The sequence below is a fragment of the Rhizobium sp. L43 genome, assembly GCF_002531725.1.
In the GTDB taxonomy this organism is placed as follows: Bacteria; Pseudomonadota; Alphaproteobacteria; order Rhizobiales; family Rhizobiaceae; genus Rhizobium.
Window position 1 is genome coordinate 210414 of sequence record NZ_NWSQ01000004.1, and the last position, 19459, is coordinate 229872.

At 62.2% G+C, this 19459-nt stretch carries 19 protein-coding genes and 1 pseudogene; 6 read left to right on the plus strand and 14 right to left on the minus strand.

The genetic code is table 11. The features are described from left to right. Positions 1-113: 113 nt before the first annotated feature. Both CO667_RS06080 and CO667_RS06085 read left to right on the plus strand, forming a co-directional pair. Entirely contained in the window at positions 114-1601 is a 1488-nt protein-coding gene (locus CO667_RS06080; protein ID WP_097617540.1) for a leucyl aminopeptidase, read from the plus strand. Next, positions 1601-2050 carry a DNA polymerase III subunit chi gene (locus tag CO667_RS06085; protein WP_097617541.1) on the plus strand — a complete coding sequence of 150 codons (450 nt, stop codon included), beginning with the start codon at positions 1601-1603 and terminating at the stop codon, positions 2048-2050. The genes CO667_RS06080 and CO667_RS06085 overlap by 1 nt, the downstream gene beginning before the upstream one ends. 36 nt (positions 2051-2086) lie before the next feature. On the opposite strand, the gene CO667_RS06090 is transcribed toward CO667_RS06085, so the two are convergent. The 6 genes and pseudogenes from CO667_RS06090 to CO667_RS06115 all read right to left on the minus strand — a co-directional run bounded on the left by CO667_RS06090 (position 2087) and on the right by CO667_RS06115 (position 9869). Next, positions 2087-2590: a hypothetical protein gene (locus tag CO667_RS06090; protein ID WP_097617542.1), complete on the minus strand. Its 504-nt coding sequence runs from the start codon at positions 2588-2590 to the stop codon at positions 2087-2089. 153 nt (positions 2591-2743) lie between these two features. Next, positions 2744-3670 carry a Gfo/Idh/MocA family oxidoreductase gene (locus tag CO667_RS06095; RefSeq protein WP_097617543.1) on the minus strand — a complete coding sequence of 309 codons (927 nt, stop codon included), beginning with the start codon at positions 3668-3670 and terminating at the stop codon, positions 2744-2746. A gap of 100 nt (positions 3671-3770) precedes the next feature. Further along, positions 3771-5837 (minus strand): prolyl oligopeptidase family serine peptidase, encoded by a 2067-nt coding sequence (locus CO667_RS06100; protein WP_280953208.1) that lies wholly within the window; start codon positions 5835-5837, stop codon positions 3771-3773. Between the two features lie 43 nt (positions 5838-5880). Beyond that, positions 5881-6725, minus strand: a pseudogene (locus tag CO667_RS06105) (polysaccharide deacetylase family protein). 237 nt (positions 6726-6962) lie between these two features. Next, the gene (locus tag CO667_RS06110; protein ID WP_097617707.1) at positions 6963-8846 is read right to left on the minus strand and encodes an ABC-F family ATP-binding cassette domain-containing protein; all 1884 of its coding nucleotides are present in this window, start codon (positions 8844-8846) and stop codon (positions 6963-6965) included. Between the two features lie 111 nt (positions 8847-8957). Beyond that, positions 8958-9869 (minus strand): GGDEF domain-containing protein, encoded by a 912-nt coding sequence (locus tag CO667_RS06115; protein ID WP_348627809.1) that lies wholly within the window; start codon positions 9867-9869, stop codon positions 8958-8960. Between CO667_RS06115 and CO667_RS06120 the strand changes: the two genes are divergently transcribed. Both CO667_RS06120 and ndk read left to right on the plus strand, forming a co-directional pair. Next, positions 9868-10557: a glutathione S-transferase family protein gene (locus CO667_RS06120; RefSeq protein WP_097617546.1), complete on the plus strand. Its 690-nt coding sequence runs from the start codon at positions 9868-9870 to the stop codon at positions 10555-10557. The two genes, CO667_RS06115 and CO667_RS06120, sit on opposite strands and share 2 nt — an antisense overlap. Before the next feature lie 81 nt (positions 10558-10638). Beyond that, the gene (ndk, locus tag CO667_RS06125; RefSeq protein WP_003574140.1) at positions 10639-11061 is read left to right on the plus strand and encodes a nucleoside-diphosphate kinase; all 423 of its coding nucleotides are present in this window, start codon (positions 10639-10641) and stop codon (positions 11059-11061) included. 84 nt (positions 11062-11145) lie between these two features. Here ndk and CO667_RS06130 read toward each other — a convergent pair whose 3' ends face one another. Together CO667_RS06130 and CO667_RS06135 are read right to left on the minus strand one after the other, a co-directional pair. Next, positions 11146-11649 carry a hypothetical protein gene (locus tag CO667_RS06130; RefSeq protein ID WP_097617547.1) on the minus strand — a complete coding sequence of 168 codons (504 nt, stop codon included), beginning with the start codon at positions 11647-11649 and terminating at the stop codon, positions 11146-11148. Further along, positions 11646-12191 (minus strand): CGNR zinc finger domain-containing protein, encoded by a 546-nt coding sequence (locus CO667_RS06135; RefSeq protein WP_097617548.1) that lies wholly within the window; start codon positions 12189-12191, stop codon positions 11646-11648. Before CO667_RS06135 ends, CO667_RS06130 begins: the two co-directional genes overlap by 4 nt. 65 nt (positions 12192-12256) lie before the next feature. Here CO667_RS06135 and CO667_RS06140 point away from each other — a divergent pair, with 65 nt between their 5' ends. After that, positions 12257-13153, plus strand: a complete 897-nt coding sequence (locus tag CO667_RS06140; RefSeq protein WP_097617549.1) for a branched-chain amino acid ABC transporter permease — start codon at positions 12257-12259, stop codon at positions 13151-13153. On the opposite strand, the gene CO667_RS06145 is transcribed toward CO667_RS06140, so the two are convergent. From CO667_RS06145 to CO667_RS06170, 5 genes are all read right to left on the minus strand, one after another. Next, positions 13154-13615, minus strand: coding sequence for a molybdenum cofactor biosynthesis protein MoaE (locus CO667_RS06145; protein ID WP_097617550.1), 462 nt, complete (start codon positions 13613-13615; stop codon positions 13154-13156). 261 nt (positions 13616-13876) lie between these two features. Continuing rightward, positions 13877-14131 (minus strand): molybdopterin converting factor subunit 1, encoded by a 255-nt coding sequence (gene moaD / locus CO667_RS06155; protein ID WP_025570203.1) that lies wholly within the window; start codon positions 14129-14131, stop codon positions 13877-13879. Then, entirely contained in the window at positions 14128-14718 is a 591-nt protein-coding gene (gene pgsA / locus CO667_RS06160) for a CDP-diacylglycerol--glycerol-3-phosphate 3-phosphatidyltransferase (protein WP_003574129.1), read from the minus strand. Before pgsA ends, moaD begins: the two co-directional genes overlap by 4 nt. A gap of 211 nt (positions 14719-14929) precedes the next feature. Continuing rightward, positions 14930-16972 (minus strand): excinuclease ABC subunit UvrC, encoded by a 2043-nt coding sequence (gene uvrC, locus CO667_RS06165; RefSeq protein WP_097617551.1) that lies wholly within the window; start codon positions 16970-16972, stop codon positions 14930-14932. After that, a complete protein-coding gene (locus tag CO667_RS06170) occupies positions 16969-17736 on the minus strand; it encodes an SDR family oxidoreductase (protein WP_097617552.1) in 768 nt (255 codons plus the stop codon). The genes uvrC and CO667_RS06170 overlap by 4 nt, the downstream gene beginning before the upstream one ends. 365 nt (positions 17737-18101) lie before the next feature. Here CO667_RS06170 and CO667_RS06175 point away from each other — a divergent pair, with 365 nt between their 5' ends. Continuing rightward, the gene (locus CO667_RS06175; RefSeq protein WP_097617553.1) at positions 18102-18737 is read left to right on the plus strand and encodes an outer membrane protein; all 636 of its coding nucleotides are present in this window, start codon (positions 18102-18104) and stop codon (positions 18735-18737) included. A gap of 77 nt (positions 18738-18814) precedes the next feature. Here CO667_RS06175 and CO667_RS06180 read toward each other — a convergent pair whose 3' ends face one another. After that, the gene (locus CO667_RS06180; protein ID WP_097617554.1) at positions 18815-19411 is read right to left on the minus strand and encodes a glutathione S-transferase; all 597 of its coding nucleotides are present in this window, start codon (positions 19409-19411) and stop codon (positions 18815-18817) included. Between the last annotated feature and the right edge of the window lie 48 nt (positions 19412-19459).

Here is a 19459-nt window from a genome sequence, read left to right on the forward strand (position 1 = left end):
GAGGGCCGTGATGGCCGCGGGGGACCATAACAATTGTCGCCAGCCATTGACAGACCCGCCAAACGCGAAATTATCCGCCAGGGACGGATTTCAAGAATCCCAGCGGAGAAGACATGTCAGCAAAGTTCGAAATTTCATTCTCAAAGTCGGCAAAGCTCAATGGTGGCCTGGCGATCTTGTTGAAGACCATAGACGCCGACAGTCCTGCGGGCGCCGAAACAGTCGATCCGGCCGGCGTGATCGCCAAGGCTGCCAGGATCGCCCGATTCTCCGCGAAATCCATGAGCGCGCTCGACATTGTCGCCCCGGAAGGCGCGTCCGTCGAGCGCATCGTCGTCATCGGGCTTGGCAAGGCCGGCCTCACCACCCATGACTGGTTGAAGGCCGGCGGTACTGCGGCGGCGAGAATCAAGAATACCGACAAGGCCGCCGTCTTCATCGACGTGCCTGCCCTCGAGACCAGCGCGCGCGAAGCCGCCGATTTCGCCCTCGGCATGCTGCTGCGCGCCTATAGCTTCGATACCTACAAGACGAAGAAGGGCGACGACGAGGAGAAGCCGGCAAAGTCGGTCAAGGTGACGATCGTCACCGCCGATCCGGCTGCTGCCAAGAAGGCGTTTGCCGATTCCGAAGCGATCGCCGGCGGCGTCAATCTTGCCCGCGACCTCGTCAACGAACCGCCGAACGTGCTCGGCCCCGTCGAGTTCGCCGCCAAGGCGAAGGAGCTGGAAAAGCTCGGCGTCGAAGTGGAAATCCTGACCGAGAAGGAGATGCGCCGTCTCGGCATGGGCGCCCTTCTCGGCGTCGCTCAGGGCTCCGTGCGTCCGCCGCGCCTGGCGGTCATGCAGTGGAAGGGCGGCAAGGGCAAGGATCGCCCCATCGCCTTCATTGGCAAGGGGGTCGTTTTCGATACCGGCGGCATTTCGATCAAGCCGGCCGCGGGCATGGAGGATATGAAGGGCGACATGGGCGGTGCTGCAGCCGTCACCGGCCTCATGCATGTGCTCGCCTCCCGCAACGCCGCCGTCAATGCCATCGGCATCATTGGCCTGGTCGAGAACATGCCCGACGGCAACGCCCAGCGCCCGGGCGACATCGTCACCTCGATGTCCGGCCAGACGATCGAGGTGATCAATACCGATGCCGAAGGCCGCCTCGTGCTCTGCGATGCCCTCTGGTACTGCAACGATCGTTTCAATCCGCGGTTCATGATCAATCTCGCCACGCTGACCGGCGCAATCGTCGTAGCGCTCGGCAATGTGCATGCCGGCCTGTTCTCCAATGACGACCAGCTTTCCGCCCAGCTGACGGCGGCCGGCCTTTCCACGAACGAGAAGCTCTGGCGCATGCCGCTCGGCAAGGACTACGACAAGCTGATCGACAGCAAGTTCGCCGACATGAAGAACAGCGGCGGCCGACAGGCCGGCTCGATCACCGCGGCGCATTTCCTCAAGCGTTTCGTGCAGGACACGCCTTGGGCGCATCTCGATATCGCCGGTACGGCGATGGGCTCGCCGCAGGATGAGATCAACCAGTCCTGGGGTTCCGGTTTCGGCGTGCGTCTGCTCGACGAGCTCGTTCGCGCCCATTATGAAGCCTGATGACCGACGTTCTCTTTTATCATCTGACCGAAACCAGGCTGGAAGACGCGCTGCCGCCGCTGATCGACAAAAGCGTCGAGCGCGGCTGGCGCGTTGCCGTCCAGACGCGTGAGCCGGCGCGGCGCGATGCTCTCGATCAGCATCTCTGGACGTTCCGCGAGGAAAGCTTCCTGCCGCACGGCACCGACGAGAGTGATTTCGCCGAAAGCCAGCCGGTGCTTTTGACGGTGACATCGGACAATGCCAATGCGGCGACCGTGCGTTTCATCATCGACGGCGCCGAGCCGCCGCCGATCGATGCCTATCAGCGCATCGTCTTCATGTTCGACGGTCATGACCAGGAGCAGTTGGAGGCGGCCCGTGCGCAGTGGAAGAAGCTGAAAGGCGAGGGGCATAACCTCACCTATTGGCAGCAGACGCCGGAAGGGCGGTGGGAGAAGAAGGCTTAAGGCGAAAACATTATATTTGCGGTTGGTGAAATGATCTCACTGCGTCGAACCTTTGTCCTCGTCGAGGTTCGTCAGGATATTGAGCGGTACGATCCCTCCCGCACTTTCCGATGCGTTGAGCGCCTCGACTGCTAAAACATGCTTTCCATTCGGGCTGACAAAAGCGAATGCCCATGCCCTGTCGGCAAAGGTGCTGACCGGCATCTCTGCCCAGTCGGCTTGGTGAGTAAGGCGTTCGGCATAGTAAGCCTTTATGGTCTGCGGGTCGGTGGCGCTGTCGAGATTGCGCGCCAGGATACGCATGGACTTCTCTCCAAACCGCCCTTCCAGTTGACCCAGCACCTTTCTGGTGGCCTGCCAGTCCTGGGCCTGAGTCGCAGAACCAAATGAATACTCCTCCGGTCGGGAGACACCCGGTGCGTCAGGAGGCATGGCGGGTTGCTCGTCCCAACATGCCGAAAGGCTGAGAAGCGGCGCGAGAACGCCCCCGATTTTCAATGTATGGAAAAATCGACCCTTGCGGCGGATCTTGCTGCCCATGAGCGGCTGCCTCCAGCTGTCATATGCCCGCAAGTCTTGCCAGTTTTTGCGACGACATTACGACAATACCAGGCCCAAATACCAGGCCAAGTGTCGTAAACCACCCATGCCCAAGCCGGGGTTGAATTCCCCCGGCACAGGCAAGCCGGCCGCTCAGTCGTGGAAGGCGTCCACGAATTTCCGCTTGCCGAGCATGAAGGCGTCGGCGACGTGGCGCAGCGGCGCGAGATCGACATCCGATGTGCCGGCCTTGATGATTTCGGCGAAGCGGCGGTAGAGCGAGGGATATTCCTGCTCCGGCTCAGCGAAGGTCAGCGTGCCGTCGATCGAAAGCTTGGCGCCGCCCTCGGAAAGCACCATCTGGCCGGCTGCCGTCTCCGCGACGATGTCCCAGCTCTGCTTGCCGGTCTGGCGCCAGTCGAATTCGGCATGAACCGGCAGGCCGTCGGCATCGCGGAAATGGATGTCGGCCGCGATCGGCGCATCGCGATTCTCGGGAAATTCGAGCACGGCCTCGGTGATGAAGGCCGGTCGCGGCAGAATATGAGTGACGATCGACAGCGCGTTGATGCCGGGATCGAAAACCCCGAGGCCGCCGGCCTGCCAGATCCAATCCTGGTTCGGATGCCAGTGGCGGACATCCTCCTTCCAGATCACATGCACGCTTTTGATCGTCGTCGAGGCAAGAAACGCCTTCGCCGCCTCGACGCCCGGTGCATAGCGCGAATGCCAGCTGGCAAAGAGCGACGCGCCCTGCTTGCCGGCAAGCGCCTCGAGATCGGCCACTTCGCTCAGCGTCGCGCCGGGCGGCTTTTCCAGGAAGACATGCTTGCCGGCGACGAGCGCCTTATAGGCGGCCTCGTAGCGATATTGCGGCGGCATGCAGAGCGAGACGGCATCGATGGAAGGCTCGGCGTCGAGCATCGCCTCGATCGTCGTATAGCTGTTGACGCCTTCGACCGTGCCGTGGCGGCTTGCCGTGGCGACGAGCTTGAAATCCGGGTTCTTGGCGATGGAAGGAAGGTGCTGGTCGCGGACGATCTTGCCGACGCCGACGATGGCGAGATTGATAGGGGACATGGTGTTTCGCTCGAGCTTGTTAAAAAGTATGATTTATTGAGCCTGTTTGTAGCAGAAAGAGGCGAGCCGACAAGCTCTCCTCCTCCAATTCTGTTGCATCCTATCGCATGATAGTTTGGCGAAGGAAGCTGTAACCCATCGCCGCGCGGGCGGCGCGCTCCTCGGAATTTCCGTCGCCGCCATGCCCGCCCGAGCCGAATTCATGGAAGAGCGGCCGGTGTCCTGCCTCTTCCAGCCGCGCGGCAAAGCGGCGCGCATGCGAGGGGTGCACGCGGTCGTCATTGGCCGAGCTTTCGATATAGATCGGCGGATAGGTGAGCTTGGTCGCTGGCTCGACATTGTGAAGCGGCGAATAACCGAGCATGAAATCCCGGTCTTCCGGCATCTCCGGATCGCCATATTCGTCCATCCAGGCCTGTCCTGCGCTGAACAGATGGAAGCGTATCATGTCGAGCACCGGCACCTGGCACCAGACCGCGCCGAAATCCTGTGGGTAACGCGTCAGCATCACCCCGGTCAGCAGGCCGCCATTGCTGCCGCCCTGGCAGGCGATTCGTGACGGCACGGTGTAGCCGCGGGCGACGAGGTCGCGGGCGATGGCGACGAAATCGGCAAACGCCCGGTCGCGCCCCTGCCGCTTGGCGCTGCGATACCAGTCGGGCCCGAATTCGCCGCCGCCGCGGATATAGGCCTGCACATAGGCGCCGCCCTGTTCCAGCCAGCGTCCGGTCACGCCGGAATAGCTGGGCGACAGCGAAACATCGAAGCCGCCATAGCCGTACAGCAGCACCGGCAGCGCGCCCTTGGTCCACTGCTTCGGCAGGACCAGCCGATAGGCAACCCTGGTCCCGTCCTCGGAAACGGCCTCCAGCAGTTCGGATGACATATCGGTCGCATCGAAATAACGCGGCGCCGCGGCGACGAAAATCGGCTCGGCCTCTCTGCTGTGATCCGACAGCTCGAGGCGGTAACAGGCCGGAGGCTGCAGGAAGCCCTGGCCGATGATGCAGAGCGTATCGTCGCCAAGATGCAGATCGGCATGAAGCGGCCTGAAATGAGCCGTCTGCATGTTCGCCGGCAGAGCGATCTCGCGTTGCTCGGCATCGGGCTTCGTCAGGTCCAGCACCATCAGACGCGGCCGCAGCCGATCGGAGATGATGAAGACGCACCACTGACGCATCAGCATCATCTGCGCGATCGCCTGGCCCTCGCCGGGCTGAAACAGGATCCGTTCCGGCCCGAGCACTGTCGTCTCCGAGCTGGGATCGAAACGCTGCAGCACGAGGCTGCCGGTCGCGACGCGCTCGTCGGTCTTTGCCCGCCAGAGGCAATGATCGTGATTGAACTGGAAGTCCGCCTGCTCAGGCAGATCGATGCGCCGCCGCGCACCGTCATTGCCCATCAGGAACGCGCTCGAAACGCCGATCTCATGGGCGGCGACGAAAATGTCGATCAGTCCGGCATCCGCCGAAGCGCCCCACAGGGCAGGGTCGATGACGAGATTGAAACCGTAAACGTCCTCGTCGTCGGCCTCGAACATGATGGCGGCCTCTTCCAGCCGCTGCCCGCGCTTCAATCGCCGCCCGACCCGCGGCCATCCCGAGCGGGTCGCCGAAAATCGGTCGATGGAACCGAAATAGCAGATCTCGTCGCGGCTCAGCCAATTGGCGTGCGAGCGCGCCGCTGGCGTATCGAAACCGCCCTCGACGATCTGTTTGCTCTCTGCGTCGAATTCGAGCAGCCGGAGAAGGTCGGAGCCGCCATCCGAAAGCGTGAGCAGCACCCGCGTCGGCTCCCATGGGCAGGTGACGGCGCCACGCCAGTTCCAGCGCTTGCCTTCGCTCGCGCAGAAAGCATCGAGATCGAAGACCGGCTCCCAGGCTGCATCGGGCAGGGGAGCCTGGTCCGCGGGCAGGCGGAGCCAGACACCGAGCGGATTGTCCTTGCTCTGGCGGAAATCGAACAGCCACGCGCCGCGGCGCATCGGAACGATCAGCCTGTCCTGCCGCTCGATCAGCGCCTTGATCGCGTCGCGATCCCTGGCGAATTCCGGGGTTCGCAATGCCGCGTCGGAAAGCGCGTTGTGCTCGTCGATGAACTGGCGGGTGCGCGGATCCTCGTCGGTTTCGAGATGAAGGTTCATGTCCCACCTGCCGCTTCCGTTGATGTCGCCAAGATCTAGGCAGCCGGTCTGGACTTGGCAACCCACCTTAGCGGATCGTCACGAAATCGGCTGAGGCGAGGACGTTGTTCTGGACCGGCGTCTTCTTGAATTTCAGCGTCACCACCTTGTAGCCTTCGGCCTCGAGGTCCGAAAGCAGGGTCGGCAGCATTGTTGCCGTGCGTTTGTGGATGTCATGCATCAGGATGATGCCGCGGCCGCGCTTGTGCAGCAGATCCATCGTCCGCTGCGTCACCGACGCCGGCGTTATAGCGAAATAGTCCTTGCTGTCGATATCGACATCCATGACCACCATATCGCGCATGGCGATCGCGGCGCGCAGCCTGTGGCTTTCGGCCAGATAGGGGAAGCGGAAGAAGGAGACATCGGTTCCGGTCGCCTTGGTCACCGCCAATTCGCCCTTGATCACCTCGGCCATCGCCGCGTCGAAATCAAGCGAACTCAAATTGGCGTGATCATAAGTGTGACTGCCGATCGTGTTGCCGTCCTCGGCGACCTTGCGGGCCAGCGCCGGGTGCATCTCGGCCATTTCGCCGACCATCATGAAGGCGCCCTTGACGCCGAACTGGTCGAGGATTGCCAGCACCTTGTCGGTCCGGCCGGGGATCGGGCCGTCGTCGAAGCTCAGGATCACTTCCTTGTCCTGCAGCTTGAGATCGGCAAGCGAGGAAACCTCCAGCGTCCGCCCGGCCAGATGGTGCCAGCCGGTCATGCGCGGCGGCGCATCGTCGCCGGCATAGCCAAGCTTCCGCCCCTCGGGTGCAATCACCGAGGAGGTCTTGATCGATGTGTCGGGCGCGGATTGTCTGGTGGTGCTGCAGGCCGACAGGGCGGCCGTCAGGGCCATGAGGACAGGATGAAAAAACGGTACATGGAAAGGGCTCAACAAATCGGTAACGAATGTTGAGACAACCTTTCGAATTATGGTTAACGATTGGTTGAGAGCGGCGGGAATTGTGCCGATGCGCGGCACTTCGCCACGCTTTAGCGAGAGCATGATGCCGAAAAGTGTGAGCGGTTTTCGGGCGACATCATGCTCTACTCTTTAATTTGGAACAGGATGATTTTAGGCCGATCCGGCCCAAAATCATCCTGTTCTAAGGCCTCTGGCTATCCCGCCATCGCTTCTTCGTATTCGGCCGAAAGCATCAGCCAGTCTTCCTCGGCGGCGGCGAGTTTTGCCGCGGCTTCGCCGCGCTGTTTTGCCTTCTCTGCCGCCTTAGTCGGCGTCTTTTCATAAAGGGCGGGATCTGCAAGTTCCGCGTCAAGCGCCTGAATCTGTTTCTCCAGCTTCGCCGTCAAGGATTCGATTTCGTTGATCTTTTTCTTGAGCGGCGTCAGCGAGGCGCGGCGTTCGGCATTGAGCTTGCGCTGCTCCGCCTTCGACGTCGCGTCATCAGTTAGCTGCGGCTTTTCTTCTTTTTTTTTACCGGAAGTGACGATCAGGTCGCGATACTCGTCCATATCGCCTTCGAAACTCGTCACCGTACCGCCATTGACCAGCCACAGCCGGTCGACCGTCGCCTCGATCAGATGGCGATCGTGCGAGATCAGGATGACGGCGCCTTCGTAATCGTTCAGCGCCTCGATCAGCGCGCGGCGGCTGTCGATGTCGAGATGGTTTGTGGGTTCGTCGAGGATCAGCAGATTGGGTGCATGAAAGGCGGCAAGCCCCATCAGCAGCCGGGCTTTTTCGCCGCCGGAAAGATCCTTGGCGGCCGTCGCCATCTTCTCGGTCGCAAGCCCCATCTGCGCGACGCGGGCGCGCACCTTGGCCTCCGGCGCGCCGGGCATCAGCCGGCGCACATGCTCCACCGGCGACTGCTCGGGAATGAGGTCGTCGAGCTGGTGCTGCGCGAAGAAGCCGATCTTCAGGCTCGGTGCCAGCTTCACTTCGCCGCTCTCGGGTGCAAGTCGTCCTGAGATGAATTTGGCGAAGGTCGATTTGCCGTTGCCGTTCGAGCCGAGCAGGGCGATGCGGTCGTCATTGTCGATGCGCAGATTGAGGTTCTTCAGGATCGGATTGCCGGGTTCGTAGCCGACCGCGCCGCTCTGGATCGCGACGATCGGCGAAGCCGGCTGCTTTTCCGGCTCGGGAAAGGTGATCGGCGTTACGTGATCCTCGATCACCGCGGCAACCGTTCCCATGCGCTCCAGCGCCTTGACGCGCGACTGCGCCTGGCGGGCCTTGGAAGCCTTGGCCTTGAAGCGGTCGATGAAGCTCTGCAGATGTTTGCGGGCCGCGTCGTTCTTGGCCTTGGCCTTGGTCTGCAGCTCGTCGGCCTCAGCCTTCTGCCGCTCGAACTGGTCGTAACCGCCGCGATAGAAAGTCAGTTTCTTCTGGTCGAGATGGACGATCGCATTGACCGCATTGTTCAAGAGATCGCGATCGTGGCTGATGATGATGACGGTGTGCGGATAGCGCCTGACATAATCTTCCAGCCACAACGTGCCTTCGAGGTCGAGATAGTTGGTGGGTTCGTCGAGCAGCAGCAGGTCCGGCTCGGAAAACAGCACGGCGGCAAGGGCGACGCGCATGCGCCAGCCGCCGGAAAAGGACGAGGCCGGGCGGGCTTGCGCCTCCTGGTCGAAGCCGAGGCCGGCAAGAATGCTCGCCGCGCGCGCTTCGGCCGAATGCGCGTCGATATCGACGAGGCGCATCTGGATTTCGGCGATGCGGTGCGGATCTGTCGCCGTTTCCGCTTCGGTGATGAGGGCTTTGCGTTCCTTGTCGGCGGCAAGCACGATCTCGATCAGCGCGTCTTCGGTCGCCGGTGCTTCCTGCGCCACCTGGCCGATACGTGCGGCCTTCGGGATCGACACCGATCCGGTCTCCGAGCCGAGATCGCCGGTGATGACGCGAAACAGCGTGGACTTGCCGGCGCCGTTGCGCCCGACCAGCCCCGCCTTCGTGCCCGAAGGCAGCGAAATGCTGGCATTGTCGAGAAGCAGGCGCCCGGCAATGCGGGCGGAAATGTCGGTGAGCGTGATCATGGCCGGGGTTTTGGCCGAAAGCGCGCGCCAAGGCAAGAGCGCTTCGTTCCGCGCCAAGCTCGCTTGGCGCCGACAAGCGTGCTCGCCCCGCGCCAAGAATGCCTATGCGCCTTAGCGGCCGAAGGCTTGCACCGGCTGGCGGGGATTCGACTGCGCGGCGAGAAGTGCCACGCGGGCATTGGCCTGCAGCTGTCCCGGCGTTGCCGCATCGGTGCTGAGCGCCACGCCGATCGAGATGGTCAGCCGGCCGGGATCGGCCTTGTCGGATGTCGCGAAGACGAGATTGTCCTCGACGGAGGCGCGCAGGCGCTCGGCGATCGTGATCGCATCCTGCATGCCGACATTGGAAAACAGCAGGGCGAATTCGTCAGCCTCGGTGCGGGCGATGAAATCGTTCTTCTTGACCGATTTGCGGAAGAGGCCGGCGAGCTTCTTCAGCAGCTTGTTGCCGGTCTGGGTGCCGTATCTGTCGTTGAGGTCGGTGAAATTGTCGATATCGACCATGATCAGCGCACTGCCGGCGGCACCTTCCTCGCGCTCGTAAAGATCGGCCATTGTCCGGTTCAGCGCGACGCGGTTCGGAAGCCCGGTGATCCTGTCGGCCACAGCGGCCGATTGCATCGCCGAAATACCGCGCTCCAGCGTTTCCAGCGTCTTGATGTCGTCCTGCAGCCTGGCGCCGATTTCCATCTCCGCCGACAGCACTGTCGTCAGTGAGGCGGTGAGATAGTCGATCTCGCCGAGGAAGGCGGCAAGGCTCTGGTCGTTGTTGCCGGAAACGGATTTCAGGATCGTGCCGCAGGCGCGCGCAAAGGCGTGTCTGTGCTCCAGCCCTTCGGCAAGCCTTTCCGCCACCTCGCGCAGCATTCGGCTCGCCTCGTTGCGTGACGTCTCGCCCGCCAGCCCGCAATGGCCGACGAGGCGATATTTCAGGCCGAGCTCATCGAGCATCGGCTGTTGCGGCTGTCGCCGGCGTTTTCTGTCGTCGAATGCATGCAGCTTCGATCTCGAAAGGACTGTCATGACCAGAGCTCTCTATTCCCTCTGCGGCGCCGACGAGCGGCGCTTCTTTTCGCCCCATTGCTGGAAGGCGGTGATGGCGCTGGCGCATAAGGGGCTGGATTTCGAGGAGATTCCGACGACCTACGCCCGCATCCGCGCGATCGGCGGCGGCGTCTCGCCGACCGTGCCGGTGCTCGACGACAACGGCCGGCTGATCCCCGACAGTTTCGACATCGCCCTCTATCTCGAGGAGGCCTATCCCGAGCGGCCGGCGCTGTTTGGCGGCGAGGGCGGAAGAGCGCTGTCGCGCATGGTCGAAGGCTATTCGCAAATGATCATCCATCCGGCGATCATGCGCATCGCCCTTCTCGACATCCATGCGAACCTCGACAAGGGCGACAAGGCCTATTTCCGCGAAAGCCGGGAGGCTCGGCTCGGCAAGCCGCTGGAAGTGGTTGCCGCCGATAGCGAGGCGGAGAAGGCCGCCTTCGGCGCCAAGCTGGAGCCGCTGCGGCACATGCTGAAGTTCCAGCCCTTCATCGGCGGGCAGGCACCGCTCTTTGCCGACTATATCGTCTTCGGCGCGCTGCAATGGCTGCGTGTTTCCGCGGGCCTTACCATGCTGGCCGCCGCCGATCCCGTCATGGCCTGGTTCGAACGCTGCCTCGATCTTCACCAAAGCCGGGGCCGGACTGTGACAGCGGCGTGAAATTGCCGCCGACCTCTTGTTTTCGGGCGTTGGGGCGGGTAAAGACCGCCCACTTTTCCCGAGAAAACAGAGGATTTGACTATGGCGATTGAACGCACCTTCTCGATGATCAAGCCTGACGCAACCAAGCGCAACCTGACGGGTGCCATCACCAAGATGCTCGAGGATGCCGGCCTGCGCGTCGTCGCCTCCAAGCGCGTCTGGATGAGCCGCCGCGAAGCTGAAGGCTTTTACGCCGTTCACAAGGACCGTCCCTTCTTCGGCGAACTGGTCGAAGGCATGACCTCCGGCCCGACCGTCGTCCAGGTGCTGGAAGGCGAAGGCGCGATCCTCAAGAACCGCGAGATCATGGGCGCAACCAACCCGGCAAACGCTGACGAAGGCACGATCCGCAAGGTTCACGCTCTGTCGATCGGCGAAAACTCCGTTCACGGTTCGGATGCTCCGGAAACGGCTGCCCAGGAAATCAAGTACTGGTTCTCCGACACCGAAGTCGTCGGCTGAGACCACGCTTCGGCATTGGCTTGCAATGCCTTGAATTGACTCTCGAAAGCCGGGGCCTCGCTCCGGCTTTTCTATTGCGCGCCTTTATGCCGGGCACTTGTCGGTATTCGAAAAATCGACGCTGCCGTCAGGCTTGAAGACCTCCGGGTTCTTGTCATAAAGCGCACCGACGACGAGCGGCTTACTCGGCAGGACGGTCTGGTCGAGGTCGGACCGAAACTCAGTCTTCAACTCCTGCAGCACCTTGCCGTCCTTGTCGACCAGCCGGACACTGACGGAATAGGGGCGGTCCTTGCGCACGCAGTGCAGTTTTTCGCTCTGCAGCGCGATCTTGTCGTCGATCGGATAGATCTTCTGGTTCGTTACCAGCGGATCGCCGCCTTGCGGATTTTCGAATTCGGCAATGATCACCGAACCGTCGGGAATGGGGCCGGTCTTCTTCAGCGTCAACAGATAGGTGGCGCTCGCCACCCGATAGTTGAAGACGAAGAGATGGCCGGTAACCTCGACCAGGTTTTCCGCCTGGCGCTGGCAGGCCGAGAGCAGGAGGCTTGTTGCCGCCGCCGCTGCGATCAGATGTTTCCTCATGGCGTCTCCTCCTTCTTGCGGCGGTAGTGCCGGTTGGCCTTGGCGCGGTTGCCGCAGACCGCCATGTCGCACCAGGCCCGGCTCCTGTTCTTGCTGCGGTCGATGAACAGCCAGCCGCAATTGCCGCAGATCTTCATGCGCTGGGGATCAGGCATGGCGAGCAGCCGCAGCACCGAATGGGCGGTGGCCGCGGCCACGCTGGCGGGGCGTGCTTTGCGCAACGTTCTCGCCATCGCTACCAGCAGCGCGGCCAGCAGTTGGTCGTCGCCGCCGTCGAGTATACGCTTGCGGAAATAGAGGTCGATTGCTTCCCGCAGCGCGATGAAATCCCGCTCGTCTTCCGCCGAGACCGGCGCGATATCGCCGAAGAGGGCGCGTTCGGCGCAGAATTTTGCGGCGGCGTGCGGAAAGTCCCGCATCTGCGCCCCAATGGCGAAGCGGTCGATCCGCCGCGCTTCATCGTGGCGAAGCACGACGCTGTTGGCGACATCGAACGCCAGTGCGCCGCCGGCAAAGCGGTGAGGGGTCCAGGAAAAGCTCATGATGAAATTATAACTGGCGAAATAGGTTTTACCAGTTATAATTTTGAGGACGCGGAGTGCATGGAATGGCCTATCTTCTGCAGCAGCTGGCAAACGCGGTTCCACTGGCCGCGCTCTATGCCGCGCTCGCCTTCGGTTATGCCGTGGCCTTCGGCGTGACGAAACGGGCCGACATCACCTATGGGGCGATCTTCGCCTTCGCAGGCCAGATCCTGCTGCTTTTTACCGAACTCGCCTATGTCAGGTTCTGGCTGGTGCTGCCGGCCGCCCTTGCCGTCGGCGCCGGCGCGGCGATCGTCTATTCGCTGGCGGCGGGCATCTGGATCGGCCGCTCGATCATGCTGCCGCTCACCAGCAAATCGCCGAATACGGTCATCGTTGCCGCCCTCGGCATCATGATCGTGCTGATGGAGACCGCCCGGCTTGCCGCCGATACAAGGGCGATCTGGCTGCCGCCGTTTCTGAACGACACGGTGGTCTTCTGGAGCGATGGTCCGTTCAAGGTGACGCTCACCTATATCCAGCTGATCAACACGGCGCTGATGGCAGCCATCGTCGCTGTGGGTGCGCTGATCCTCAGGCGCACGGCCTGGGGCCGCGTCTGGCGGGCCGTCACCGACGATCCCTTGGCCGCCGAGCTCTGCGGCACCAGCGCAAACCGCGTCTTTCTCGTCGCTTATGCCGCAGCTAGCCTCGTCGCCACCATCTGCGGCATCCTCGCCACCCTCTACTACGGCTCGATGGATTTCGGCGCCGGCCTGATGTTCGGGCTGAAGGTGCTGCTGATCGCGGCTGTCGGCGGCTACTCCGACCCGCTGCGCTCGGCGGGCGGCGCTGCCGGGCTCGCCGTCGTCGAAACCATATGGGGCGCCTACGGCCCCTTCGTCTGGCGGGATCTGGTCATCTTCTCGCTGCTCGTCCTGCTCCTGGTCATGAGCCGCAGGGAGCGTGTAGTTCTCTGATCACTTCCACTTGTCGCGCGCCGCATCGTCGGCGTCTCTGGCCGCGACCCAGTCGCCGGCGGCGCCGTCGTTGCTGTGCTCCTTCTTCCAGAAGGGGGCCGCGGTCTTCAGGAAATCCATGACGAAATTGGCGCCGTCGAATGCCGCCTGCCGGTGCGGCGCGGCTGCGACGACCAGCACGATATTCTCGCCGGCTGCGATTTTGCCGTAGCGGTGGATGGCGGTCAGCCCGAGAAGCCCGAAACGGGCGATGGCAAGTTCGCCGATGCGCCGCATCTCCGCCTCCGCCATGCCGGGATAATGCTCGAGTTCGAGCGCCGCCAGCGTGCCGCCTTCATCGCGGCAGAGACCGGAGAAGGTGACGACGGCGCCGATGCCGGATTTGCCTTTGGAGAGGCGATCGACCTCGGCCTGGAGGTCGAAGTCCTCATGCTGGACGCGGATGGTGGGGGTGACGGTCATGATAACATCCCCAACTGCTTTGATGTCGTAACGGAGGCTATGGAGAGGGCGTACCGTGCCAACCCCCCTCTGCCCTGCCGGGCATCTCCCCCACAAGGAGGGAGATTACGGGCGGCTTGACCATCGTGCCCATCTACAGTTTTGCCGGGCTGCGACGTGGATTGTTTGGGGAAGTTCGTGCTTCCAGCCAATCTCCCTCCTTGTGGGGGAGATGTCCGGCAGGACAGAGGGGGGTAGCGACACGGCACCACCATCACCGCCTCATCCCCCCGTCATCGGCGGAAAGATCCCGATCTCCCGTGCGGCACCAATCGGCTCGTCATGCTCGACATGTTCCATGTCGAGCGCCACGCGGATCACCTCGGGATATTGAAGTGCGGTCTCATATTCTTCGCCCAGCGTCTTCAAATGATTCAGGAGATCGGCGACGGTGACGACGGAGGAGGGGAGGTCGATCTCCTCCTCGCCCTTGCCGATGCGTTCGCGCACCCATGCGAAATAGACAAGCCGCGTCATTCCTCGTCATCCACGATATGTTTCAGCCCGGCACGGAAATAGTCGTAGCCGGTATAGATGGTCAGCAGTGCGGCGATCCACAAGAGCGCGATGCCGGTCTGCGTCGTATAGGGGAAAATCTCGTCGCCGGCCGGGCCGGCGAGCAGGAAGGCTATGGCGACCAGCTGCAGCGTCGTCTTCCATTTGGCGATCCGCGTCACCGGCACGCTGACTTTCAGCGCTGCCAGATATTCGCGCAGGCCGGAAACCAGGATTTCGCGGCAGAGAATGGTGATCGCCGCCCAGATCGACCAGCCGGCGATGGTCTGGTCGGCCGCGACTAGGAGAAGGATCGAGGCGACCAGCAGCTTGTCGGCGATCGGATCGAGCATGCGGCCGATATTCGACGTCTGGTTCCAGATGCGCGCGAGATAACCGTCGAGGAAATCGGTGAGCGAGGCGATGACGAAGATCCACAGCGCTACCCAACGCGCCGTGTTGCTGATCGACAGCCTGCCCTCGATGAAGAAGCAGAGAACGATCAGCGGTACGGCGAGGATACGGCCGTAGGTCAGAAGATTGGGAATGCTGTACGCACGCGATGCCATGGGATCGTTTCTCTGAATTGATGCGCCGCCACAGCGCCGCCCGGCTTTTCAGACGCGCAAAAGACGCTGTGACATTGTGAACCTGCGCATCGTGCTTTCCAATCGATTCCGATTTTCGGGCCGATGCGGTAGATGACGGCTTTGGCCGCGGACCGTCAACATTCTTTCTGTCTTTCCACCGCCTTTGCGTGGAATTTGCGACGGAGGCCGGTTATTTCGCGGCGTCGTCGTGGAAATGGTTGTAGACCTGCCTGGCGACCGCTTCCGAGATGCCTTCCACCGTCATCAGGTCGGAAAGGGCGGCGCGCGAGACTGCCTTCGCCGTGCCGAAATGCTGAAGCAACGCCCGTTTGCGCGAAGGGCCGATGCCGCCGATCTCGTCGAGCGGGTTCTTGACCATTTCCTTCTTGCGCCGCGCCCGATGCGAGCCGATCGCGAAACGATGCGCCTCGTCGCGCATGCGCTGGACGAAGTAGAGCACCGGATCGCGCGGCGGCAGCGTAAAACTCTCGCGTCCCGGCGGGAAGAAGCGTTCGCGTCCGGCATCGCGGTCGACACCCTTGGCGATGCCGATCGCCGTGACGCTGTCGGTGATGCCGAGCTCGGTGAGGATGGCGCGCACCGCCGTCATCTGCCCCTGGCCGCCGTCGATGAGAATGACATCCGGCCAGGCCGGGAAGGGCATGTCGGCGGCGTCGGGCGTGGCCGTCTGCGCCGTCCGGTCGGGAATGCCCTCCTCCTTGATCAACCGCGAGAACCGCCGCGTCATCACCTCTTTCATCATGCCGAAGTCGTCGCCGGGGGTGATGTCGGTCGATTTGATGTTGAACTTGCGGTACTGGTTCTTGACGAAGCCTTCCGGCCCCGCGACCACCATACCGCCGACGGCATTGGTGCCCATGATGTGCGAGTTGTCGTAGATCTCGATGCGCTGCGGCGCATAGGTTAGCCCGAACGTGTCCTTGAAACCTTCGAGCAGCCGCGATTGCGACGCCGTCTCGGCGAGCTTTCGCCCATGCGCCTCGCGCGCATTGCCGACGACATGGTCGACCAGATCGCGCTTCTCGCCACGCTGCGGCACGAGGATGGAAACCTTGTGGCCGGCCTTTTCGCTCAGCGCCGCCGCGAGCAGCTCCAGCTCCTCGATCGTTTCCGATAGCATGATCTGCTTCGGCACCGGTTTGTCGTCGTAGAACTGGGCGAGGAAGGCATTCAGCACTTCGGCGCCGGAAAGCTGCGGATCGGCCTTGGGGAAATAGGCGCGGTTGCCCCAGTTCTGGCCGGTGCGGAAGAAGAACACCTGGATGCAGGAAATGCCGCCCTCGTGGTGGATGGCGAACACGTCGGCCTCCTCGACGCCGGCCGGATTGATGCCCTGGTGGCTCTGCACATGCGACAGTGCCGCCAGGCGATCGCGATAGATCGCCGCCCGCTCGAAATCGAGGTCCTCGGCCGCCTGGTTCATGGCCTCGGCCATATGCGACTTCACCTTCTGGCTCTTGCCGGACAGGAAGTCCTTCGCCTCCTGCACCAGTTCGCCGTAACCCTCGTCGCTGACCTCATGGGTGCAGGGTCCGGAACAGCGCTTGATCTGGTAGAGCAGGCAGGGACGTGTGCGTGTTTCGAAGACGCTGTCGGTGCAGGTGCGGATCAGGAAGGCGCGCTGCAGCGAATTGATCGTCCGCCCGACGGCGCCGGCCGAAGCGAAAGGTCCGAAGTAGTCGCCCTTTCGCGCTCTCGCACCGCGATGCTTGAAAATGGCAGGCGCCCGGTGATCGCCGGTGATGAGAATATAGGGAAAGGACTTGTCGTCGCGCAGCAGCACGTTAAAGCGCGGCCGTAAGCGCTTGATCAGATTCGCTTCCAGGAGCAGCGCTTCGGTTTCCGTGCGCGTCGTCACGAACTCCATGTTCGCCGTCTGCCGTACCATCTGGGCGATGCGGTTGGAATGCACGCGGCCGACGGCGTAATTGCCGACCCGCTTCTTCAGACTGCGCGCCTTGCCGACATAGAGCACGTCGCCCTCGGCATTGAACATCCGGTAGACGCCGGGGCTGTTCGGCAGCCGCTTGACGAATTCGCCGATCAGTTCGGCGCCGATCAGCCCGGTCTCGTTGAGGCTGCCCGCGTTCCAGTCGACCGTGGTCGCAAGCGGGGCTGCGGCGGAAACGTCGCCTTCCATCTCGATATCGTCTTCGCTCTCATCCGTCTCGTCGTAGAGAACGCCGCCATCCGGCAGCTTTCGTCCGTTCATTCCGTAATCTCCGCCACGTCGGGCGTCTGCCAGGCGAGGTGCTGGCCGCCGTCGAGGGCAATCATCTGGCCGGTGATCGAGGGCGTGTCGTAAAGGAAGCGAATCGTTTGCCCGAATTCCTCCAGCGCCGGCCCTCGCTGCAGGATAAGGGCTGAGACCTGCGCTTGGAAGTCCTCCTGCGCCTGCCGTTCGCTCGGCATCGCAGGGCCGGGGCCGATGGCATTGACGCGGATGCCCGGCGCCAAGGCCTGGGCAAGCGTCTGTGTCGCCGTCCACAGTGCGGACTTGGAGAGGGTATAGGAATAGAAGCTGGGTCTGAGCGCCCAGACCCGCTGGTCGATGATGTTGACGATCAGCCCGGCTGCGTCAGCGGGCATCTGCTGCGCGAAGGCGGCAGCCAGGATCGAGGGTGCGCGCACATGCAGGTCGAAGTGCAAGGCCCATGTGGCGGCGTTGAAACTGCGGACGGAATCGTGCTGGAAGACCGACGCATTGTTGACAAGCAGATCGAGCGGCCCGAACTCTTCCGACGCCCTTGTGACCAGCGCGCTTGTTTCGCCGATATCGGTCAGGTCGGCCTGCAGCGCGATCGCCCGATAGCCCTTCCGCCGCAATTCCGCCGCCAGCTCTTCGGCTTCGCCGATCGAGCCGTTCGCGTGGATTGCGACGGAAAAGCCATTTGCAGCAAGGTCTTCGGCGATTGCCCGGCCTATTCTTTTGGCGGCCCCGGTTACAAGGGCCGAGCGAAGTCTTTTGTGGTTCAAAATCCTGCCTTCTGATCCCGCGAGTCTGTCTGCTGACTATATAGGCGCGGGCGGAGATTATATAAATAGGTCGTTGCGGTTGCGTCCGTGGGCGGGATATTCTATGTATTATTTGAGAATGCGATTTCTTAAAATAAGTATTTTAAGTTTAACTCTTCAGTAGGGTTAATGAAATGCATGTTGCGCCAAAGCAACATCGAATTTCGGCCATGCGGTAGCCACAATGATATCACAATTTGGCTCTTTCAAATCCGCATTTGAGTTCCAATTTCAGTCTCGATCCGGAAGGGACATCTGGCAATATCCCGCCAATGCTTCACTGATAGACAGATGACAAGCGGCGCGGGACTGAAAGGAGACTAAGTATGCGTGTACTCATTGCTGGCCTCATGGCCTCCGTTTTTGCAATTGCGGGCGTCTCGGCAGCTCAGGCGGCCGATGCCGTCGACCAGATTCCGGAAGCACCGGTCGCCCAGGACGCTCCGGTCAAGCCGGCTGGTAACTGGGAAGGCTTCTACCTCGGTGGCGCCGGCACCTACAACATGGGTGACTTCGGTTCCGACCGCCACACCTATGGTTTCGGCGGCCAGGTCTTCACCGGCTACAACTGGCAGGCGGGCCAGATCGTCTACGGCGTTGAATCCGACCTCGGCTACAGCGGCGACGACGTCTCCTCGGGCGGCGTCAAGAACAAGTATGGCTGGAACGGCTCCGTCCGTGGCCGCGTCGGCTACGACATGAACCCCTTCCTGCTTTATGGCACGGCCGGTCTCGCCATCGGCGACGTCAAGGTTTCCGACGGCACCTCGGACGAAAGCAAGACGAACTATGGCTATACGGTCGGCGCCGGCGTCGAAGCCTTCGTGACCAACAACATCACGACGCGCCTGGAATATCGTTACACCGACTACCAGAGCAAGGACTACGACCTCGACTCCGGCAGCTTCTCGCGCGGTTACGACGAGAACAGCGTCAAGCTCGGTATCGGCGTCAAGTTCTAAGCCGACTGAACATATTGACATCAAGAAGCCGGGCACGTCGCCCGGCTTTTTGCTGTCCGCTCATTATTCCCCAGCGCTCAGCCCTGGGACTTGAGCTCGTTATGGGCGGGGAATTTCTTGTCGAACTGCCGCAGCCAATCGGTGAGCGGCGCATGATCGGCTTCCCACTGGTCCTTGAAGCGCAGTTCGAGATAATCGAGCGTGGCAGCCAGCGCGAAATGCCCGCCGCTGAGTTTCTTGCCTGTTTTCGGCGGATTGGCGCTGAGGTGAGCGAGCCCGCTCGTTGCCTTCTTCCATTGCCGGTCGATCCACGGCTGGTGAATCTTTTCCTCGTCGCGGAAGCGCCGCTCGTAGACGATCGCCAGCAGGCAGTCGCAGATGCCGTCGCAGAGCGCCTCGAGGATTTCCGCATCGGTGCGCTTGCCCTTCTTGGAAGGGTAGAGCCCGCCCTTCGTCAGCCGGTCGAAATAATGCATGATCGCCACGCTGTCATAGATCGAGACGCCGTCATCGGTCAGCAGCGTCGGGATCTTGCCGAGCGGATTATTGTCCACCAGGATCGCCGGTCCGGTATTGGTGTCGACCCGGATGGCGTTCAGCTCCAGCTCCAGAAAATGCGCGGCCATTCGCACCTTGTTGGAATAGGGCGAGGCGGGCGAACAAAGGAGCTTCATGGGACACCTGATGAGATTGTGGATCTGCGGCGCGGACTATTCCTGAAG

What these genes read in the sequence shown, in the direction of transcription:
- CO667_RS06080 (WP_097617540.1), top strand. Translation starts at nt 114, where the DNA reads ATGTCAGCAAAGTTCGAAATTTCATTCTCAAAGTCGGCAAAGCTCAAT.
- CO667_RS06085 (WP_097617541.1), top strand. Translation starts at nt 1,601, where the DNA reads ATGACCGACGTTCTCTTTTATCATCTGACCGAAACCAGGCTGGAAGAC.
- CO667_RS06090 (WP_097617542.1), bottom strand. Translation starts at nt 2,590, where the DNA reads ATGGGCAGCAAGATCCGCCGCAAGGGTCGATTTTTCCATACATTGAAA.
- CO667_RS06095 (WP_097617543.1), bottom strand. Translation starts at nt 3,670, where the DNA reads ATGTCCCCTATCAATCTCGCCATCGTCGGCGTCGGCAAGATCGTCCGC.
- CO667_RS06110 (WP_097617707.1), bottom strand. Translation starts at nt 8,846, where the DNA reads ATGATCACGCTCACCGACATTTCCGCCCGCATTGCCGGGCGCCTGCTT.
- CO667_RS06120 (WP_097617546.1), top strand. Translation starts at nt 9,868, where the DNA reads ATGACCAGAGCTCTCTATTCCCTCTGCGGCGCCGACGAGCGGCGCTTC.
- CO667_RS06115 (WP_348627809.1), bottom strand. Translation starts at nt 9,869, where the DNA reads ATGACAGTCCTTTCGAGATCGAAGCTGCATGCATTCGACGACAGAAAA.
- ndk (WP_003574140.1), top strand. Translation starts at nt 10,639, where the DNA reads ATGGCGATTGAACGCACCTTCTCGATGATCAAGCCTGACGCAACCAAG.
- CO667_RS06130 (WP_097617547.1), bottom strand. Translation starts at nt 11,649, where the DNA reads ATGAGGAAACATCTGATCGCAGCGGCGGCGGCAACAAGCCTCCTGCTC.
- CO667_RS06135 (WP_097617548.1), bottom strand. Translation starts at nt 12,191, where the DNA reads ATGAGCTTTTCCTGGACCCCTCACCGCTTTGCCGGCGGCGCACTGGCG.
- CO667_RS06140 (WP_097617549.1), top strand. Translation starts at nt 12,257, where the DNA reads ATGGCCTATCTTCTGCAGCAGCTGGCAAACGCGGTTCCACTGGCCGCG.
- CO667_RS06145 (WP_097617550.1), bottom strand. Translation starts at nt 13,615, where the DNA reads ATGACCGTCACCCCCACCATCCGCGTCCAGCATGAGGACTTCGACCTC.
- moaD (WP_025570203.1), bottom strand. Translation starts at nt 14,131, where the DNA reads ATGACGCGGCTTGTCTATTTCGCATGGGTGCGCGAACGCATCGGCAAG.
- pgsA (WP_003574129.1), bottom strand. Translation starts at nt 14,718, where the DNA reads ATGGCATCGCGTGCGTACAGCATTCCCAATCTTCTGACCTACGGCCGT.
- uvrC (WP_097617551.1), bottom strand. Translation starts at nt 16,972, where the DNA reads ATGAACGGACGAAAGCTGCCGGATGGCGGCGTTCTCTACGACGAGACG.
- CO667_RS06175 (WP_097617553.1), top strand. Translation starts at nt 18,102, where the DNA reads ATGCGTGTACTCATTGCTGGCCTCATGGCCTCCGTTTTTGCAATTGCG.
- CO667_RS06180 (WP_097617554.1), bottom strand. Translation starts at nt 19,411, where the DNA reads ATGAAGCTCCTTTGTTCGCCCGCCTCGCCCTATTCCAACAAGGTGCGA.